The organism is Pseudomonadota bacterium (assembly GCA_018817425.1).
Classification (GTDB): Bacteria; Desulfobacterota; Desulfobacteria; order Desulfobacterales; family RPRI01; genus RPRI01.
In genome coordinates this window covers 1-18,332 of the sequence record JAHITX010000090.1, presented here as the reverse complement: position 1 = coordinate 18,332, position 18,332 = coordinate 1, and the positions used below count along the sequence as shown (strand labels likewise).

At 36.8% G+C, this 18,332-nt stretch carries 13 protein-coding genes; 6 read left to right on the top strand and 7 right to left on the bottom strand.

The genetic code is table 11. The features are described 5' to 3' along the window. Positions 1–29: 29 nt before the first annotated feature. From ilvB to proC, 3 genes are all read right to left on the bottom strand, one after another. Positions 30–1,712: a biosynthetic-type acetolactate synthase large subunit gene (ilvB, locus tag KKC46_15505; GenBank protein MBU1055208.1), complete on the bottom strand. Its 1,683-nt coding sequence runs from the start codon at positions 1,710–1,712 to the stop codon at positions 30–32. A 48-nt stretch (positions 1,713–1,760) separates the two neighbouring features. Further along, positions 1,761–3,431: a dihydroxy-acid dehydratase gene (ilvD, locus tag KKC46_15500; protein MBU1055207.1), complete on the bottom strand. Its 1,671-nt coding sequence runs from the start codon at positions 3,429–3,431 to the stop codon at positions 1,761–1,763. Positions 3,432–3,814: 383 nt separating this feature from the next. Then, positions 3,815–4,666 carry a pyrroline-5-carboxylate reductase gene (proC, locus tag KKC46_15495; GenBank protein MBU1055206.1) on the bottom strand — a complete coding sequence of 284 codons (852 nt, stop codon included), beginning with the start codon at positions 4,664–4,666 and terminating at the stop codon, positions 3,815–3,817. 188 nt (positions 4,667–4,854) lie between these two features. Between proC and KKC46_15490 the strand changes: the two genes are divergently transcribed. The 6 genes from KKC46_15490 (at position 4,855) to KKC46_15465 (ending at position 9,165) form a co-directional block, all read left to right on the top strand. Then, positions 4,855–5,151 (top strand): YggT family protein, encoded by a 297-nt coding sequence (locus tag KKC46_15490; protein ID MBU1055205.1) that lies wholly within the window; start codon positions 4,855–4,857, stop codon positions 5,149–5,151. A 28-nt stretch (positions 5,152–5,179) separates the two neighbouring features. Next, complete coding sequence (locus KKC46_15485; protein ID MBU1055204.1) at positions 5,180–5,683, top strand: DivIVA domain-containing protein; 504 nt, start codon at positions 5,180–5,182, stop codon at positions 5,681–5,683. Positions 5,684–5,742: 59 nt separating this feature from the next. After that, positions 5,743–6,825 carry a type IV pilus twitching motility protein PilT gene (locus KKC46_15480; GenBank protein MBU1055203.1) on the top strand — a complete coding sequence of 361 codons (1,083 nt, stop codon included), beginning with the start codon at positions 5,743–5,745 and terminating at the stop codon, positions 6,823–6,825. Between the two features lie 17 nt (positions 6,826–6,842). Further along, positions 6,843–8,018, top strand: coding sequence for a PilT/PilU family type 4a pilus ATPase (locus KKC46_15475; GenBank protein ID MBU1055202.1), 1,176 nt, complete (start codon positions 6,843–6,845; stop codon positions 8,016–8,018). 176 nt (positions 8,019–8,194) lie between these two features. Next, the gene (locus tag KKC46_15470) at positions 8,195–8,944 is read left to right on the top strand and encodes a zinc-ribbon domain-containing protein (protein ID MBU1055201.1); all 750 of its coding nucleotides are present in this window, start codon (positions 8,195–8,197) and stop codon (positions 8,942–8,944) included. Positions 8,945–9,000: 56 nt separating this feature from the next. Next, the gene (locus tag KKC46_15465) at positions 9,001–9,165 is read left to right on the top strand and encodes a hypothetical protein (GenBank protein ID MBU1055200.1); all 165 of its coding nucleotides are present in this window, start codon (positions 9,001–9,003) and stop codon (positions 9,163–9,165) included. Position 9,166: 1 nt separating this feature from the next. Here the strand turns inward: KKC46_15465 and KKC46_15460 are convergent, their stop codons facing one another. Genes KKC46_15460 through KKC46_15445 form a run of 4 tightly spaced genes read right to left on the bottom strand, consistent with a single transcriptional unit; the run spans position 9,167 to position 17,789 of the window. Beyond that, positions 9,167–12,592, bottom strand: a complete 3,426-nt coding sequence (locus tag KKC46_15460) for an AsmA-like C-terminal region-containing protein (protein ID MBU1055199.1) — start codon at positions 12,590–12,592, stop codon at positions 9,167–9,169. A gap of 47 nt (positions 12,593–12,639) precedes the next feature. Then, complete coding sequence (locus KKC46_15455) at positions 12,640–14,664, bottom strand: hypothetical protein (GenBank protein ID MBU1055198.1); 2,025 nt, start codon at positions 14,662–14,664, stop codon at positions 12,640–12,642. A 24-nt stretch (positions 14,665–14,688) separates the two neighbouring features. After that, complete coding sequence (locus tag KKC46_15450) at positions 14,689–16,686, bottom strand: hypothetical protein (protein MBU1055197.1); 1,998 nt, start codon at positions 16,684–16,686, stop codon at positions 14,689–14,691. 20 nt (positions 16,687–16,706) lie between these two features. Next, entirely contained in the window at positions 16,707–17,789 is a 1,083-nt protein-coding gene (locus KKC46_15445) for a hypothetical protein (GenBank protein MBU1055196.1), read from the bottom strand. Between the last annotated feature and the right edge of the window lie 543 nt (positions 17,790–18,332).

The following is an 18,332-nucleotide window of genomic DNA, read 5'->3' as shown; positions in this document are numbered from 1 at the left end:
ATTTTCCTTTTCGGCTCCTTTTATTTTAATCAGACCAGAAGCATTTCAGTAATAGGTGCTTCAGCCGGAACCATGGGATATACGTTTTCTTCTTTATCAACCAAAAATTCCATTATAACCGTTTTATTTGAATTAATGCCTTCAGTAAGAACCGGTATTACGTCTTCAGGCTTTGTTGCTCTTAAGCCTAGTGCACCATATGCCTCTGCAAGCTTAACAAAATCGGGCGAACATTCCATTGCAGTACAGGAGTACCGTTTACCGTAAAAAAGTTCCTGCCATTGCCTTACCATCCCAAGATATCCGTTATTTAATATAACAATCTTTACCGGAAGGCCGTACTGAATAGCAGTTGCCATTTCCTGGATATTCATCTGAATGCTTCCGTCCCCTGCAATATCTACAACCAATTTATCAGGACAGGCCACCTGGGCTCCTATGGCTGCCGGAAGTCCGAATCCCATACATCCAAGACCTCCTGATGTAATAAAATGCCCCGGCTTGTCAAAATGATAATACTGAGCTGTCCACATCTGATTCTGACCTACTTCAGTTGTTATTATCGCATCTCCTTTTGTAAGCTTAAAAAGAGTATCAATAACATATTGGGGTTTTATTATATCTTTCTGATCATAAGAAAGCGGCATTTTCTCCTTCCACTTATTTATTTTATTCAGCCAGTCTTCTCTTTTTTGAGCAAGATCCACCAAATTTGCTTCATCAAACATTCGATTAAGATGTTCCAAAGAAATACGGCAATCTCCGACAACGGGAACTGATACGGGAATATTTTTTCTTATTGAAGTCGGATCTATATCTATGTGTACGATTTTTGCATTTTTAGCAAATGAATCGGTCTTGCCTGTAACACGGTCATCGAAACGCACTCCTATTGCAAGAAGAAGATCGCAATCTCCAACTGACATATTAGCCCTGTATGTTCCATGCATACCTATCATTCCAAGCCATAAAGGATCGCTTGCAGGAAAAGAACCCAGACCCATTAATGATGTAGTAACCGGTATTACTGCTTTTTTTGCAAATTCTGTAAGTTCTTCAGAACCTTTTGACAAGATAACCCCGCCTCCTGCAAAAATAACAGGTTTTTTGGCTTTGCCTACAAGATCAATAATCTTTTGAAGCTGTCTTAAATTAGGACTATAAGTCGGTTTATATGATCTGAGATTTACTTCTACAGGCACTTTATATGCTGTCGTTGCTTTTATGACATCTTTCGGCAGGTCAACAAGCACCGGCCCGGGACGGCCGGATCTTGCCAGATAAAAAGCCTCTTTCAATGTTTCCGCAAGATCTTCTACTTTTGTTACAAGATAATTATGCTTGGTGCATGACCTTGTAATTCCAACTATATCTACTTCCTGAAAAGCATCATTTCCTATAAGATGAGTCGGAACCTGGCCTGTAAGTACTACAAGCGGTATGGAATCCATATATGCCGATGCTATGCCGGTTACGGTATTTGTAGCCCCCGGACCTGATGTAACAAGGCATACGCCGACCCGGCCGCTTGCCCTTGAATATCCGTCGGCAGCATGAACTGCTCCCTGCTCATGGCGAACAAGAAAATGGCGTATGTCTGTTTTTGCAAGCTCATCGTAAATATCTATAACAGCGCCTCCGGGATATCCGAATATGGTATCCACGCCTTCGCTCTTTAAGATTTCCATAAGTATCTGACCGCCAGTCAGCATATTCTCTTCTTTACTTGTTTTCATAAGTCCTCTTAGTGTGCCGTGATATTATTTAGTAATTGCTCCCTGGCTTGCTGAAGACACCATTTTTGAATATCTTGCCATATACCCATGAGAAATTTTTGGCGCAGGCTTTGTCCATAAGGATAATCTTTTTGCAATTTCTTCATCAGAAACTTTAAGAGTTATTTTTTGGCCCGGAATATCAATAGCTATTATATCATTATTTTCAACAATTGCTATAGGACCTCCCTGCATGGCTTCAGGAGATATATGTCCGATTGCAGCTCCCCTTGTTCCTCCTGAAAAACGCCCGTCTGTCAAAAGAGCAACATGAGCATCCAGTTTCATTCCGGCTATAGCCGAAGTCGGAGTAAGCATTTCACGCATACCGGGTCCTCCCATAGGTCCTTCATAACGCACTACTATAACATCTCCTTTTTGTATTTTTCCGGACATTATTGCACTGCTTGCTTCTTCCTCAGAATTAAAGACCCTTGCCGGTCCTTCATGCTTTAACATTTCATTAAGAACTGCGGATTGTTTGACCACACAGCCGTCAGGTGCAATGTTTCCGTAAAGTACTGCAAGACCGCCTACTTTATGGTATGGATCTCCAATAGGACGTATAACATTGTTGTCAATTACTTGTGCATTTTCAATATTTTCTATAACGCTTTTTCCGGTTACGGTTATACAACCTCCGTCAATAAGGTTTGCTCCAAAAAGTTCCTTTAACACAGCCTGAATACCGCCTGCTCTGTCAAGATCTTCAATATGATCTTTGCCGCCCGGACTTAGTGAGCAAAGGTGAGGAACAGCTTTGCTTATCTCATTTATCATATCAAGATCAAAATTAAAATTTGCTTCACTAGCAAGTGCCGCAAGATGCAAAACAGTATTAGTGGAACAACCAAGTGCCATATCAACTGCAAGAGCGTTTTTAAAAGCTTTTTCCGTTAATATCTTACTTGGTGTAATATTTTTTTCAAGAAGGCTCATAATTTGAATGCCGGCCTCTTTTGCCAGCCTTATTCTGGCCGACATTACAGCAGGAATTGTTCCATTGCCAGGCAAGCCCATTCCTATTGCTTCCGTTAAGCAGTTCATGGAATTTGCAGTAAACATACCGGCACATGATCCGCATGTAGGACAAGCGGCATCTTCAATCAAGGAAAGCTCGTCCTCGCTCATGCTTCCTGAAAGCACAGCACCTACGGATTCAAAAACACTGATTAAATCAATCTTTTCCGAACCCGTTGAATTGGGTTTTCTCCCGGCCAGCATCGGACCTCCGCTTATAACTATTGAAGGAATATCAAGACGTGCGGCAGCCATCAGCATGCCCGGAATTATTTTATCACAATTTGGCACAAGCACAAGAGCATCAAATGCATGCGCTGTAGCCATAACTTCTATAGAATCTGCTATAAGTTCTCTGCTTGCAAGTGAATATTTCATACCTTCATGGTTCATTGCAATACCGTCACAAACCCCGATAACACCAAATGCAATAGGAGTCCCTCCACCCATATAAACGCCAGCCTTCACAGCTTCTACAATTTTATCAAGATGGATATGGCCTGGTATAATATCATTTGCCGAATTTGCGATGCCGATAAGAGGTCTGTTAATTTCCATATCGGTATAGCCCATTGCTTTAAACAGGCTCCTGTGAGGCGCCCTTTCTATGCCTTTTTTTACAAGATCACTTTTCATGCAAACTCCCTCCAAAAAAAAACCGTTATCAGCTTTTTATGGTTGATAACGGTTTTTGTATTTTCTTTTTATATGGTGAAAAGCTAAGCCATTACCAACCCATTTCTTCCAAGGGGAAGAATTATCCCCACTAGGACTAGTAGTACTGTGACATTTGAAATAAGGTTGTTAATGGATAAGATCTTCATAATAAATATAATATTCAACTCCCTTTTCCTTAAGTTTATTAACAGCTATAAATTTTTGTGTCAAGAAATATTTTGCGCAATTATGCCAAATAATAAGAGAATGAATATCAAGTTGTTAAAAACCTTTGCATCTTCAAATATCATCTCAACAATTACCATAAATCTGTTTTGTTTTAACAAAAACCGGAATGATTCTTAGCGGCTGAGCTCAGCGGATCTTCTGGCAGCAGCAGCTATAGCCTCCGCTATTATTTCTTTCACCTTCTTTTTTTCCAGCACCTTAAATGCAGCTTCTGTTGTACCTCCAGGTGAAGTTACGCGTTTTCGCAATAATTCCGGAGCTTCATTCATTTCCTCCAAAAGGGCTACAGACCCTTTTATAGTTTCAATGGTAAGTTTTGTCGCATCATAAGGATCTAATCCTATATTTACACCCCCCTGAATCATGGATTCAACAAGATAAAAAATATACGCAGGTCCGGAACCTGATAGAGCCGTAACAGCATCAAGTTCTTTTTCCTCAAATTCAATAACTTTCCCCATTGCTTCAAGAATTGTTCTAATAACATTAATATCATCTGAAGTAGCATGCCTGTTTGGAGCCATTCCGGACATACCGGATAAAACAAGTGCAGGAGTGTTTGGCATAACTCTGATTATCGGAAGATTGATTATATTTTCTTTATTCAATGGAGAATATAATATGCTTTCTATTTTTTCCAAAGTGATCCCGGCAGCAATTGAAATAATAAGCTTTCTGCCATCAATGCCATAATCTTCATGACTTGTAATTTGTTTTAATACAGCTGGTATATGCTGCGGTTTTACAGCAAGTATCACTATATCGCACATGGAGAATACTTTAAAATTATCATTTATTGCTGATATGCCATATTTTTTTTTCAGCAAACTTAACCGCTCCGTGTTTACGTCACTTGCAAAAACCTTTGAAGAAGCGATAATGCCTGATCTGGTAATAGCTCCTATAAAAGCTTCAGCCATATTTCCGGCTCCGATAAAGCCGGTTTTTCTGTTAAGCAAAGCCATGTAACCTCCCAATCCTTCATGCAAATAATATAATGTTTATCCTGAATGAATATTTATAAATTTTGTTTATGTCAATGATTATTAACAAAATCTCTTGACTATTCTTTGAAAATATAATTAGTTATATATAAAATTGAATTTAATGAAAAGCAGATAATTCGTCAATAACATATTTTATGAGGTCATAGATGTCCATTCTTGGAAATTTTCTTGCTGCTACTGCTGTAGTAATCGCATATATATTAAAATTTTATATGTGGATTATAATTGCAAGGGCTATATTATCCTGGGTAAACCCTGATCCCTATAATCAAATAGTCAGATTTATTCATAACGTCACCGAACCTGTTCTTGATCCGATACGTTCAAGGATACCTCATATGGGCGGCTTAGATCTTGCACCTATCATAGTAATTCTTGCAATAGTTTTTCTGGAAAATTTTCTTGTAAGAAGCCTTCAGCAACTTGCTTTAACGCTTTCATGATTTTAAATTATAAAAGTAGGAGTATAAAATGAAATTGACGCCTCTTGATATTTTTCAACGTAAATTCAAGATAAGTTTCAGAGGATTCGATGTAGAGGAAGTGGATGGATATCTTGAAGATATTGCAGATGCTTACCAATTATTATTAAATGAAAGCGACCAGTTAAAAAATGAAACTGAAAGACTCAGGCAAGATATAAAAGAGTATATAAACCGCGAAGAAACTTTTAAAATGGCTCTTATAAATTCCCAGAATGTTATTGAACAGATGAAAGACAATGCACAAAAATCGGCTGAACTAATTGTTGCTGATGCCGAATTAAAAGCTGAAAAAATATTAAGCAGCGCAAACAACAAACTGGTTCAATTGCAAAATGATATTTCAGAGCTAAAAAGGCAGAGAATACAAATGGAGGCTCAGATTACATCTGTAATAGAAACCTACTCCAAACTGATAGAAATGAGCAGAGAAGAACATATAGCAATTGAGCAAGAAGAACAAATAGTTGAACCTTTCAAACAATCTATTTAGGCAAATATATGCATTGTTTTCTAAATTTATAAAAAGTTAATACTGCAACGGGAGTTCTTATGGCAAAAATTGATGCTTTTTTTAAATTGATGAATGAGCAGGGCGCTTCCGACCTTCACCTTGTTTCAGGGCAACCTCCTGCACTCAGGATAAGAGGGGATATAGAAAGAGTCAAATATAAAGAGCTGGATTCAGATACATTAAGAAGTATGTTATATGAAATAACACCAGAAGAAAAAATTAAAAAATTTGAAGAAACGGGAGATCTTGATTTCGGATATGAAATCCCCGGACTTGCCCGTTACCGTGCCAATTTTTTCATGCAGAAATACGGAATAGGGGCCGTTTTCAGGGAAATTCCGAATACTATAATGACGGCGGAACAACTTGGGCTACCTGCAGTAATATCAAAGCTTGCTCTACTCCCAAGAGGACTTGTTCTTGTTACAGGACCTACAGGAAGCGGTAAATCAACAACTCTTGCTGCAATTGTTGATGTTGCGAACAGACAGAGAAGAGATCATATTATCACTGTTGAAGATCCCATTGAGTTTGTTCATAAAAGTCAGGGGTGTATTGTAAACCACAGAGAAGTCGGCATACATACAAAATCATTTACTGCTGCCCTTCGAGGTGCTTTACGTGAAGACCCGGATATTATACTTGTAGGCGAAATGCGCGACCTTGAAACAATATCTCTTGCTATTGAAGCTGCATCTACCGGCCATCTCGTTTTTGCAACTTTGCATACTTCAAGCGCCGCAAAAACGGTTGACCGTATAATAGAAGTATTTCCATCAAACGAACAGGCGCAAATTCGCTCAACTTTATCCGATGGAATAAGAGCAATTGTCGCTCAGGTTCTTTTTAAAAGAGTCGATATTAAAGCTCGTTGTCCCGCACTTGAAATTATGATAGGAACTCCAGCCGTCCGTAACCTTATCAGAGAATCGAAAACACATCAGCTAGCATCTATGATACAAACAGGTAAAAAATACGGTATGCAGCTATTGGATGACGCTATAATGGAGCTGTATAACAAGGGCTGGATCAGCGCAGATGATGCATATGCAAAAGCAAATGAAAAAGCCAAATTCAGACCGCTATTGAAGAATCCGCCGGCAGATTTTACTGACGCATAAACTTACAGGATCAAGCCATGAGAAAACAAGAAATAGACCATATTTTGACAAGTATGATCGATGCTCAAAAAGATGTGTCCGACTTAAATTTCACGGTTGGAAAGCCAATGCAAGTTGAAAGCTCAGGAGAACTTATAAGCATTGATATTACACCTAAGTTTGAAGCATTGACACCCTTCCAGACTGAAATAATGGCATTAAATCTTATCAATCAGGAACATCGTCTAACCGAAACTCTTTTGCGGGAAGGTTCCTGCGATTTATCCTATAGCCTTCCCGGCAAAGCTCGCTTCAGGGTAAATATCTTTGCCAGATCAGGAAATTATTCAATAGTTTTGCGGCGTCTTGAAACAAAAGTCCCTACCATAGATGGCTTGGATCTTCCCGAAGTATTTTATAAAATAGCAATGGAAAGAAACGGCATCGTTCTTGTAACCGGAGCAACCGGTACCGGCAAATCAACATCTCTTGCCGCTATGCTTGAGTATATAAATGAAAACAAATCCGTTCATATTGTTACTCTTGAAGACCCAATTGAATACCAACATCCTCATAAAAAAGCCACCTTTAACCAGCGTGAGTTAGGTATTGACTTTGACTCATTCGTAAACGGTTTAAGAGCAGCTTTAAGGCAGGCTCCAAAAGTGATTCTTGTGGGTGAAATGAGAGACAGGGATAGTATTGAAATAGCTCTTAGTGCCGCTGAAACAGGGCATCTGGTAGTTTCAACTCTTCACACAATTGATGCCGGCTCAACGATAAACCGCATACTTGGCATGTTCCCCAAAGAAGAAGAAAACCAGATACGAATTCGTCTCGCTGATACAATTCGATGGATAGTATGCCAAAGGCTGCTGCCTAAAGCTGATGGTGGCCGTATAGCATCATTTGAAATTCTCGGCACCAATTTACGGGTCAGAGACATAATATTAAACGGAGAGTCTGACGATAAAACATTTTATGAAATTATGCAGGCAGGCAAGCCCTTCGGAATGATAACTTTTGATGACTTCATCGTAGACCTTTATAGCAAGAGCCTTATTTCTGAAGAAACTGCAATCTCTTATGCTTCACGTAAAGGAGTTGTAGGACGGGGAATCGATACAGTTAAAAGCTCAAGAGGAGAAAAAACAACCGATATTGAAGATCTTGAAATTGACCGCGGTTATGCAAGAAAAAGAAATAAAAGTTGAGCCAGTTTCAAAACGTCCCATTTTGACCGATCTCTGCGTTGGGCTCAAATTTCAATCCTCGAAATACTCAATGTATTCCTGTGGTTGAAATTTTCGCCCGCCTTGAGCTTGATCAAACTGAAACGTTTTGAAAGTGGCTCAGTTGACAGTTTCTAAAGTTTATCATAATTAGGGGGATGAAAAAAGACACCATGGATATAAACTGTGACAAATGCAACAGCAGGTTCAGGGTTGCCGATGAAAAAATTCCTTCGGAACTAAAATTTATTGCATGTCCAAAATGTAAAAATAAGATCCCGATAAATACTACTATTAAAACAGATAATGATGATTTAAAAACCCAGGACGAGCCTGCCCCCAATTCAATAAATGAAGCCCGCTTAGATGAAAGCTTTTCGTTTGATGAAGCAGTCTCGGATGAATCCGACACAGACAAATCTGCCTCATCAGAATCATATGATGCCGCTGACAAACCTTTTGATTTTATAGAAGAAGAAGGAAAAACAGCTCTTGTTTGCGAATCAGATCCTGCATTTAGAAAAACAATACAAGATACGCTTAATCTGATGGAATATACCATTACAGTGGCAAAAAACGGAAGAGATGTGATGAAAAAGATGCGTTATCATGTTTATGACGTAATTATATTAAACGAAAAATTCGAAAACCCCAATCCGGATGCCAACCCTGTATTGTTTAATCTCGAACGCCTGCCCATTTCAACACGACGTAATATATTTGTTACTCTATTAAGCGACAGGTTTCGCACTATGGATAATATGACTGCATTTCAAAAAAGCGTTAACCTCATAATAAATTTAAAAAATATTAACGATTTCGGTAAAATCTTCAGCCGCGGATTAACCGATCATGAATTTTTTTATAAAGTATTCAGGGATACTATGAAAAAAATCGGCCGTGTTTAATCAATGATGGTGGATATATTATGCTCTCTGTTTTTAATTTCAGAGTTTTATAGATTATGAAAGAAGATAAAAACAATAAATACACTTGTGAGCAATACAGAAATGAAATGATTCTTCTTGCCCTGAAAATACGCCTTAACAACGCAGACCTTTCCGAAAAAGAAAAAAATGATACATTAAATAACATCCGCGAAATTGAAACCGCTATTTGTATGGATTAATTTATTTTAACAAAACTTCTTTTTTCGGAGAGACAGGCTGCATTATTTTAACAGGAAGGGATATAGTTCTTTGCAGTATATTCATCAAGCCGGTTCCAACTGCCGTAGGCGAAAGCGGAATAACATCCGGATCTTCGAGTTTGCCAACTACTCTGAAAGGGATAGATAGTATATTCCCATCCAGAATCTGGCTTAACACAGGAATATATTTAATTATAAGATCAAAGGTTTTAAAAGGTGAAATCAAAACAATAAGATCTGCCCTGTCATTACTAATATCCATATTACCGGTACAAACTATTGCCATTGAAGCGCCGTCAATTACAAATTTACTTACAACAAAATTTCCTTTATCAAGTTTTCCATCTATAATCATTGTATTATAGGCAAAACCTTCTCCTATAAGATCAGGAAGCTTGCCTCGAAATATTTCTGTAACATTGAGCAGAGCAAAAATCTTTGAAAGAAATCCAAGCCTGTATATTCTTCCTTTTTTCGCATTAAATTCAAGAGTTCCGTAAAGCAGCTTTGAGACTTCTTTTCCTTCTCCTTTTGAATAAATATTGCTTTTAAGATTATAAGTCCCTGTCGCAAGATGCTTGCCTTCCCAGAAGCATTTGAGACAAGGTTCAATCTCTTGCTCTTTTGCAAATGGATTTATTGTAAATTCTACTTTTGTTGGGCATGATTCAATTTTCCCGGTCAATGAAATTCCACAAATATTTGCTTCAGAAACAACAATACTTATGTTCTTTTGTCCGAATAAGATGTCTGCATTAACAGGGCTTAGCACATAATCGTCATATATAAAACTATCTATATGCGCCCGGATAATGCCTTTTACAAATGGACTCAAAGATTTTTTTGCCGGACAGCTTTTAAAAGCGGGCTGATTTATCATCTCTTTTATATCCAACCAGTATAGAGATTTACAAAAAGCGCTAATATCCACTCGCGATTCTTTTTGCGATAAGCTGATATCACCTTTTATTGTCGCATGGCTTTTGCCTGATGAAATAGATCCATATTCAATATTATATTTACTTTCAAAACGCCCTTTAGCTGTTAAATTACGGGATGCGCTAAAATCTAAAGTTGCTATATTAAAAGGTTCTTTTAAAACAGACTCATAATCAACAAGCATATTTTCTATTTTGCCGGCAGTTGCAAAACGCCATTTATCAGTATTTAATAAAGGCCCTTTTAAGTCAAAGCTATATAATTTGGCAGTTCCTTTTTGAATATTGATTTCTTCCTGGGCAGTTTTTGGTAATTGAAAATACGGCGTAAACAAATTAATCTCTTTAACATCTATTAGCGCTTGTTTTGATTTAATTTTAAAGGGGTAGTTCTTTACAAGCCCAAATTCTGCAGAAAGATCCGGGATAAAAGTTTTTCTTAAGTTAGCGTCAATAACTTTTATATAAAGATAGCTGTTGTTTTGGGAAGCACTAAATTTAAGGTTTGTTATGTTAATTGCTTCTTTAAAAACTGATTTGCAATCAACGATCATATTTTCCATTATGCCGTCTGTTGTTAATACCCATTTGGCAGGAATGAAAAGGGGGCCCTTTAATTCAACATTATTTAAGGAAACCGTTCCTTTTTTGATATTAAGTTGTTTTCCCAAATTTTGATAAGTTATAAAAGGTAATAAAATCTGATTTACCTCTTTGGAGTCTATGGTTGTTTTCCCGGATAAAATTTTAAATGAATCATCTTTATCAAAACTAAACCCGGCAGACAGATTTGAAACAATAGTTTTTCCGGAAATAGCTTTGGCAGCAGTAAATTTAAGAACTGAATTATCCAAAAAGAACTTGTTTCCGCTAACAGAAATTGGATTTAAAAAACGGTTATAAACACCTTTTACATCAAATTTTGAAACATCCACTTTTAGAAAATATGACCCAGGTTTGTCATCTATAGTTAATTTACCTTCTGCTTTTCCTTCGCATTGTTTTATTAAGTAAAGCTCATTTAAAAAACTCTCATTTTTAACAACCTGCTTAAGAATGGATGGAAGTGGAGAAAGATCGGCATGCACTAAAGCATCAAGGTAAAGCAAATGATGGTCTTCTAAAAGACTAAGTTTAAAAGTTCCATTTTGAGCAATGGAATTTCCAAGCCTGCCTTCCGCATTTTTTGCCTCCAGGATTCCTCCCGAAACCATTACATCGGCCTTTATATCTTCAATCAGCAGCGATGGTTTGGGTACAGATAATTTAATGTTTAAAGCTTTTCCTTTTATAGATATGTTCTTTATATTTCCCAGCTCAGAAATATTGGGTACTTTGGCAGTTATGTTTATTGACGGAACTTTCCCCTCTTTTAAAACATTAAATATCGATTGGGGTGTAGGTGAGTTCCCTGTAAGAAAAAGAGCAATCTTGCCTGTATCTTTAATATCTATATCTTTTCCTTTAAGATCAAGCTGCACCGAAGAATCCGGCATATGTACAATATATTTTCCTGAAAAAATTGAGCCGGTGTTATCAAGAATCAGCTTTTCAATATTTATTGAAGTTCTCTCTCCATTTATATTTATATTTCCGGAAAGATGTCTGCTTTTTAGAATCAAATTTTCATTATTTCTTTTAAACGAAAGAACCGGGATTTCACCTTCGAAGTTTGAGTAATAATTCAAAACTCCTTTTTTCGAAAAATATAATCTTAAATCCGCTTTTGAATTATCAATCTTTAAATCAGAATCAGGATAAAGATAAGAAAAAAGCAGTTTGGGATTTAAGTTATTTAATCTGATATTTCCTTTAGTTTTTGTATTATCAGGGTAATATTGGCTTTTTATCGATATACTATCTGTAATATTTGATTTAGCATCTAATGCTATTTTGATATGTTTTGGTTTTAGTATAATGTGGGAAAATATACTGGTAAAATTGAAACGAAGATGCCTACCGTTATAAAGCCCTACATTACCGTTGCTGATTTCAACAACTATATCAGTTTTTTCAACAGTTCGGCTCCTGATAAAATCATACAACTTTTTTTCTACTTTTCGTAAAGCAGTATTTATCTGAAAATCGTTTTCATTAAGAAGTTTTTCAGGAATATTTATTTTTATGTTGAGGCTATCAATATACAGCTTATAAATATTAATATCCCCGGTAAGAAGTGGCCAGATTTTAGGGTATGCTTTGACACTGTTTATGTTTACTGAAAAATTACCGGGTACCGATATTGCTGCGTTTCTTATATCGGCGTGAAGTCGGGGAAATAGTAAAATATCGACATCGTGGAGCTTGAGCTTATAGCCTATCCTGAAAGAAACCTGCTCCACTATTTTGGTTTTAAGATCTTTAGTGCTTATAATATGTGGCAATAAAAGCGATATAAGCAGAGCAATTATTAAAAGAATCCCGCTCCAGAACGTTGTCCAGAACAACAATTTTTTAATCAATTTCATATATTCACGGATAAATAAATTGAAAAGTCATATAGCAAATACTTTACTTAATACTGCTCTTTGTTTGCTATCGGACTTGCCACAGGCTGAGTTTCCGCAGGATCACTTTCAAGACCGTCTTTATCTTCTGAAATAATTCTGTAACTGTAACTTCCTCCCGCTTTAAGGTCAAAGTCCTTATAATCAGTCTGACCCGGTTTTAACTGCTGTATCTCAGACCATAGTTGAACAGGTGATAACGCCTGCAAGTTAGACCATGACGCTTGATCATCTTTTCTATATAAATGATTTACTGCTATATCGGTTTCAAAATTTTCTTTCCAACTTATAACAATATGGTCCGATGCAGCTGATGCCGTCAGTACTTTAACTGATGCCGGTCTTGGTTTTGTCTCCGCCTTAATACATTTGCTCAGTTTTCCTTCGGTATCAAACAGGTTGAAACATGCTGCCGCATAGAAATAAATCTTGCCATCTTCAAAAGGTGTTAAGACATCTCCTTTGTCAAGATAAGTGTTTGATCTGTAATTTTTAATTGAAGCAATTTTTTGTAAATTATTACAATCAATGCCCCTGTAAATGTTGTAACCGCCAAGATCCGGGTCTTCTAAAGCAGTCCATGTTATTTTAACTGATTTAGCAAAAACACCTTGAGATTGCAAATTTTCAGGAAACGAGGGGAGGTCCTTTGTTTTTCCATTAACTTCGTTTGATGGGCCGGATTCCTTTTTATCGTCATATGCCGTGATATGATAAAAATACTGCTGCCCATCGGACATGTTTTGTACATCAGCAAAATTTGTTGTTAAGATTTCTTTGATATCGGTTATTTTTTCCCAGGACGTGTTATCAATTTTTCTGTATACATTATAACCAGATGCGCTTTCAATAAATTTCCAGGAAAGCGTTATTTTTCTTAATAGATTATCTTTCTCAAGAGTTAATACAGGAGTTTGTACTGTAGAAACCGAAACAGGGTCGGAACGGGGGCTTTCGATATTTGAATCATCCGTGCTTGAAAGTGCATAAGTATAATTTGTTCCATCTTTTAAATCTTTTTCATCAAACACTGTCAAGACCGGGTTGGTTTCTGTCCTGTTTTTCAAATCAATTGTTTTGATATGTTCCCAGTCATTTGGACTTTTCTGGCGGTATAAAGTATATTTTATTATATTAAAGTATTCCTGTTCATTTTTAAGAGATGGAACTAAATTGATACCCACTCTTTTGATATAACCTTTTATACCCATAACCAGAGGAGGATGCGGTATTCTTTGCCCTACATTTGAAATCTGTGCAGTGTGAGAGCTTTTTACCTCCGGTTCGATTCCATGAATTATTCCGATATTGTAGTAATATGACTGCCCTTTCTTAACCGTGGTGTCTTTAAAATATGTATCTGATGTTTTGCCCACAAACTGGTAAGGGCCTTTTCTGTTTTCCGAACGATAAATATTGCAGGATATTGGTGATTTTTGGGTAGTTATTTTCCATGATAAACCAACCGAATCGCCTTCATTTAGTACATTGAGATAATCGAGATCTAATGATGGGAGCGATTCTGTCTCAGTTACTGATATAGTTGATGCTTTTTTTCGATTTGAAAGAGAAGCGCCGATCTCTTTTGCAATTTCAGGGATTTTTTTTAGAATGGAATTGCTGTTCGGGAAAACAACACTCCAGTTGTTTATAATAGTTTTACCTTCAATATCCATCAAATTAAGACGTGCTATTATTAAAGATCCTTTTTTAGTTACTTCTCCAAAAACAACAAAATTTATTCCGAGTGCTTTTCCTGCCTCAATCACGGCTTTTTCAGAGTTATCCAAAACAATATCTGATATATAAAGCACCTCCTCAATTTCTCTTCTCGGCAACAGATCAATGCTCTTGTCGGTTTCAATAGATGAAATAAGCGCCTGAAGAATTTCTCCATTGCAACCCATGGCTTCGATATTTGTTGCGGAAAGGTTAAAAATTGCCAAAATCTTTTTCTGCGCAGCATAAGAATAATGAGCTAATATAAGCAATAAACAGGCTGATATTGACAGCAGGCAAGATAATCTTTTCATCAACAAATTTCTTACTCCTACCAATTAATTCTCTTTATAGTTACGAAAGATATTATCAAGATGCTCCATTGCTTTTTTTGTAAGAGGAGATCCTAAAATCATTTTCATTTTTTCATCGAAAATGGAGTTAACAAAACTCTCTGCAGCCAAAAGCCTTTCCCTTCTTTTTAAATACTGTTCACCATCCTGAAAATATGTTTTTTCAAGGTTACTTAAAGGTTTTAAGGCTTCTCTGCCAAGTTCCGCAACCACCTCATTCGTCATTTTTTGAAGAAGTTCGGTATCTGTCGGAATAACAAGAGGATCGTATTTAACCTTGGCTTCCGGAAGACCCGCGCTTGTATCATCCTCAACGGTTTCCTTACGTTCAATAGTTCTGACCTGAATATTTTCTCCTGTTTTAACATCAACAATCCTAAATGAAAGCTGAACAAAGCCCACCTTCTTATGATTGGATACGGAATAATCTTTTTCAGTATATTTAGGCGTTGTTATTTTTGCCGGAGGCGCAGATGCAAGCTGGCCCGGAGTAGGATTGGGATTTCTGGCCGACCAGTTTAGGTATTCAATATTGTCCTGAATTTCCGTTCCTATCTGGTATCTTGTGGTTTTTATTCCCTGAGAAACGGATGTTTCTACCTGGTATAGTAAAACACTTCCCATGACAGCGACATCTATTCCATATACTCTTCCCATCTCTTTTGCAGTTTGCTCGGAAACAACTCCAATTTGACCGAGCTTCATTTCTTCCAATATTGATTTTAAGTTTTCTCTTTCAAGAATCTTGATATCTCCGCTTGCATTCTTAAAAAGGTAGGTTATGAGGTTATTCGCTACTATGATCCCGGAATCTTTATGTTGTGAAGGGCTGGAAAAATCAAAAACAGCTATAGATTTTTGCACTCTTTGTCTTATCTTATCTTCCATTGCAAGATTATTTGAAAAAATTTCAGGATAATCCGGAGAAATACTTTTGAGCTTACTATACCAAAACCAGGCAGCTCCATATTTTTTCTGATCTTTGAACATAGTGCCCATTGAACTAGCTTTCGCTGCAAGTTCATTTCGAACACTTCTGAATTCTGCTGTATTGGGATCATCTACATTTTTTAATGCCAGGTTATAGGTTTCGAAAGCCTTAAAAAGCCATCCATCCATCACCTGGTCTCTGACTGTTTTGACATAATATGTGCCAAGTTTTTGTGAAACTGCGGCAATCAGTGATTTTAAAGTCCCGTCGTTTGGAGAATATTCCAAAGCTTTATTATATGCCTTAAGTGCTGTAGTCCAATCCTGTTCCGAAACGGCTTGTCTGCCTTTTTGAATAAAATAATTTTTATTATCCCTTTGTTTTATTACAGTAAGTAGTGTCAAAGAAGGCTCGTGATCAGGTTTCAAGGAAATTGCATCATAAAGATTTTTTGCTGCCCCCTTATAATTATCTTTGTCAAAAAGAACCTTGGCATTGTTATAAAAAGCTTGTGAGCCTTCTTCTGATGTTTGCTCTAAAAGCTGGGATGAATCTATATAATTGGGAAATATTTCCTGAATCTGTTTCAGGCCGGCATTTGCCTCAAGCCATTCTTCCGCTGCCAGCATAGTCTTGGCTTCTTCGTATAATTTTTTTGTTTTTGATATAATTTGTTCTTCATATTTATTAATCTCATCTGAAAGTTTTGTTACCGAAGGATGGTTTGAATCAATTTCTTTTGCTTTTGATATAATGGATTTGGCTGAATTTAAAGATTCAATTGTAACAGGGGATTTAGCGTTTAATGTTTTTGAAGCATTTGCAACATACCCGGATATAACGCTCTCCTTAAGTTCCGATAAAGCTTGTTTATAGTCTGCATTATCCGGTTCATTTTGAATAGCCTTTTCTAAATAGGAAATTGCATCCATAAATTTACCTGCCTGGCGTAATTGCATACCGACTTCATAATCCTTTTTTCCTGCAGCACAAGAAAACATGAAAACAGTCAGCAAAAAAATCAGCCCGACATATATTGCCCTTTTAATCATATTCAGCCTCCGATTGCATATTAATTCATTCTTATAATTATTTTGTTTCCTTCAACTTTTTCAACTGCTGGGTTAAAATATTTTCTTTTAAAATATGACAGTTGCATTTCATTTAACAGGTGTTCCGGCCAACCTTTGTATTTGATATTAAATTCAGCGGTTCCTTTTTTAAAGCCTGCAAGGCTTGCATCAAGAATCCCACTTACATCGGATTTAAAAGCATTGGATATTTCAAGAGCTTTATCATGAGAAGGGATATTTTTAATAATCATATTTATATCTCTTTCGCTGTAAAGCTCTTTTTCCCATATTTGTACAAGCTTGCTCCGAAGGTCGGTCCAGATCGAATCAATACAGTACTTTGCACCTTTATCGATAAGTATAAGCTTGTTTTCTCCGGGAAGAGATTTTACCGCACTGGACGTGCCTAATATTTCTCCATCATCAGGTCGGTAAATGTTTGCGCTTAAGCTGATTTCATTTACTGAAAGATCCATATCCTGATATGAAGACTGACTTGAGGAAAGCTCTATAGACAGGCTGACCAAAAGGCCCATCTGAGACTCACGGTCTTTAGAGTATTTAAATACTTTAAACCCGCCCTGTTTGAGTTTATCGGCAAGAATAGACGCTGATTTCCGGGCTGAAGGAAGATATTTTTTATCCATATCTTTATCGATTATGATACTTATACGGGGATTTTTTTGCCAGCTTAATACTTTTTTAAATCTGTCAAGATCTTCAAGTATTGCCGATGTTTCAACATCCGCTTCGATTTCAACTTCAAATGTCCCAATGTCGGTTTTTTTTTCTTTGATAACCTTTATGTTTTTAAGATATCCTGCTGTCCTGCTTAATATCTGGTCTTTTATCACAACAAAATTTTCAACCGTTGTACTTGATTCAACAGCAGAACCGATTGCCTGTTCCAGAGCAGCTCTTTTAGCTTCATCAATGGCTCTCTCTCTTGCTATAACTTCTCTTCCAGGTTCAAAAAAACTTATTCCTTTAGCTGTGACAATGATACCGGCTATAAGATTAGTTGGAAATAAAAACAAAACAGATATAAAAAGGAATAACTTATTTATTTTAATATTTTTCATATTCGAATTCCGCAAGTATCATTAAAACCACACTAAGTATTTTAAAAACGGATATTTAAGCCTGATAAAGTAAAAGGCAAAAGGGAGTATTAAAGAATGCAAATTCACGGCTATTCGTCTAACCCTCCCCCCGCAGTAAGATATGACGAATAAGAATCATTTAAGGTTTTTGTACCTGCTTTGTATATTTAAGATTTGCACCATGTTATAATATCGGCACAGCATACTAAATACTTAAGCATATAAAATATCCATAAATCTCTATAAATTCATACTATTTGTGCTGGTCTTATGTCAAGTTATAAAATGGGGAGCAGGGAAAAACATAAGGAGCTCGTAGATTGCTTCGCAAATTAACCAAAGGGATAAACTGAAGGCGTGGAAGGGAGAGATATGATACACCAAGAGAAAACGATGTGTTCTGAAAAGAAGACCGGTTTTCCATTGGTGTTTAATACCCGCAAAGGAGCATGGTCCGGGCAGGTGGCGGCAACCTCACTGGTGAAGCCCAACGCTATCCCGTTTGGGAGATTGCATTTTATC

Bases quoted from the DNA above. Each gene is read 5' to 3' on its own strand.
- ilvB (MBU1055208.1), bottom strand. From the start codon at position 1,712: ATGCTGACTGGCGGTCAGATACTTATGGAAATCTTAAAGAGCGAAGGC.
- ilvD (MBU1055207.1), bottom strand. From the start codon at position 3,431: ATGAAAAGTGATCTTGTAAAAAAAGGCATAGAAAGGGCGCCTCACAGG.
- proC (MBU1055206.1), bottom strand. From the start codon at position 4,666: ATGGCTTTGCTTAACAGAAAAACCGGCTTTATCGGAGCCGGAAATATG.
- KKC46_15490 (MBU1055205.1), top strand. From the start codon at position 4,855: ATGTCCATTCTTGGAAATTTTCTTGCTGCTACTGCTGTAGTAATCGCA.
- KKC46_15485 (MBU1055204.1), top strand. From the start codon at position 5,180: ATGAAATTGACGCCTCTTGATATTTTTCAACGTAAATTCAAGATAAGT.
- KKC46_15480 (MBU1055203.1), top strand. From the start codon at position 5,743: ATGGCAAAAATTGATGCTTTTTTTAAATTGATGAATGAGCAGGGCGCT.
- KKC46_15475 (MBU1055202.1), top strand. From the start codon at position 6,843: ATGAGAAAACAAGAAATAGACCATATTTTGACAAGTATGATCGATGCT.
- KKC46_15470 (MBU1055201.1), top strand. From the start codon at position 8,195: ATGAAAAAAGACACCATGGATATAAACTGTGACAAATGCAACAGCAGG.
- KKC46_15465 (MBU1055200.1), top strand. From the start codon at position 9,001: ATGAAAGAAGATAAAAACAATAAATACACTTGTGAGCAATACAGAAAT.
- KKC46_15460 (MBU1055199.1), bottom strand. From the start codon at position 12,592: ATGAAATTGATTAAAAAATTGTTGTTCTGGACAACGTTCTGGAGCGGG.
- KKC46_15455 (MBU1055198.1), bottom strand. From the start codon at position 14,664: ATGAAAAGATTATCTTGCCTGCTGTCAATATCAGCCTGTTTATTGCTT.
- KKC46_15450 (MBU1055197.1), bottom strand. From the start codon at position 16,686: ATGATTAAAAGGGCAATATATGTCGGGCTGATTTTTTTGCTGACTGTT.
- KKC46_15445 (MBU1055196.1), bottom strand. From the start codon at position 17,789: ATGAAAAATATTAAAATAAATAAGTTATTCCTTTTTATATCTGTTTTG.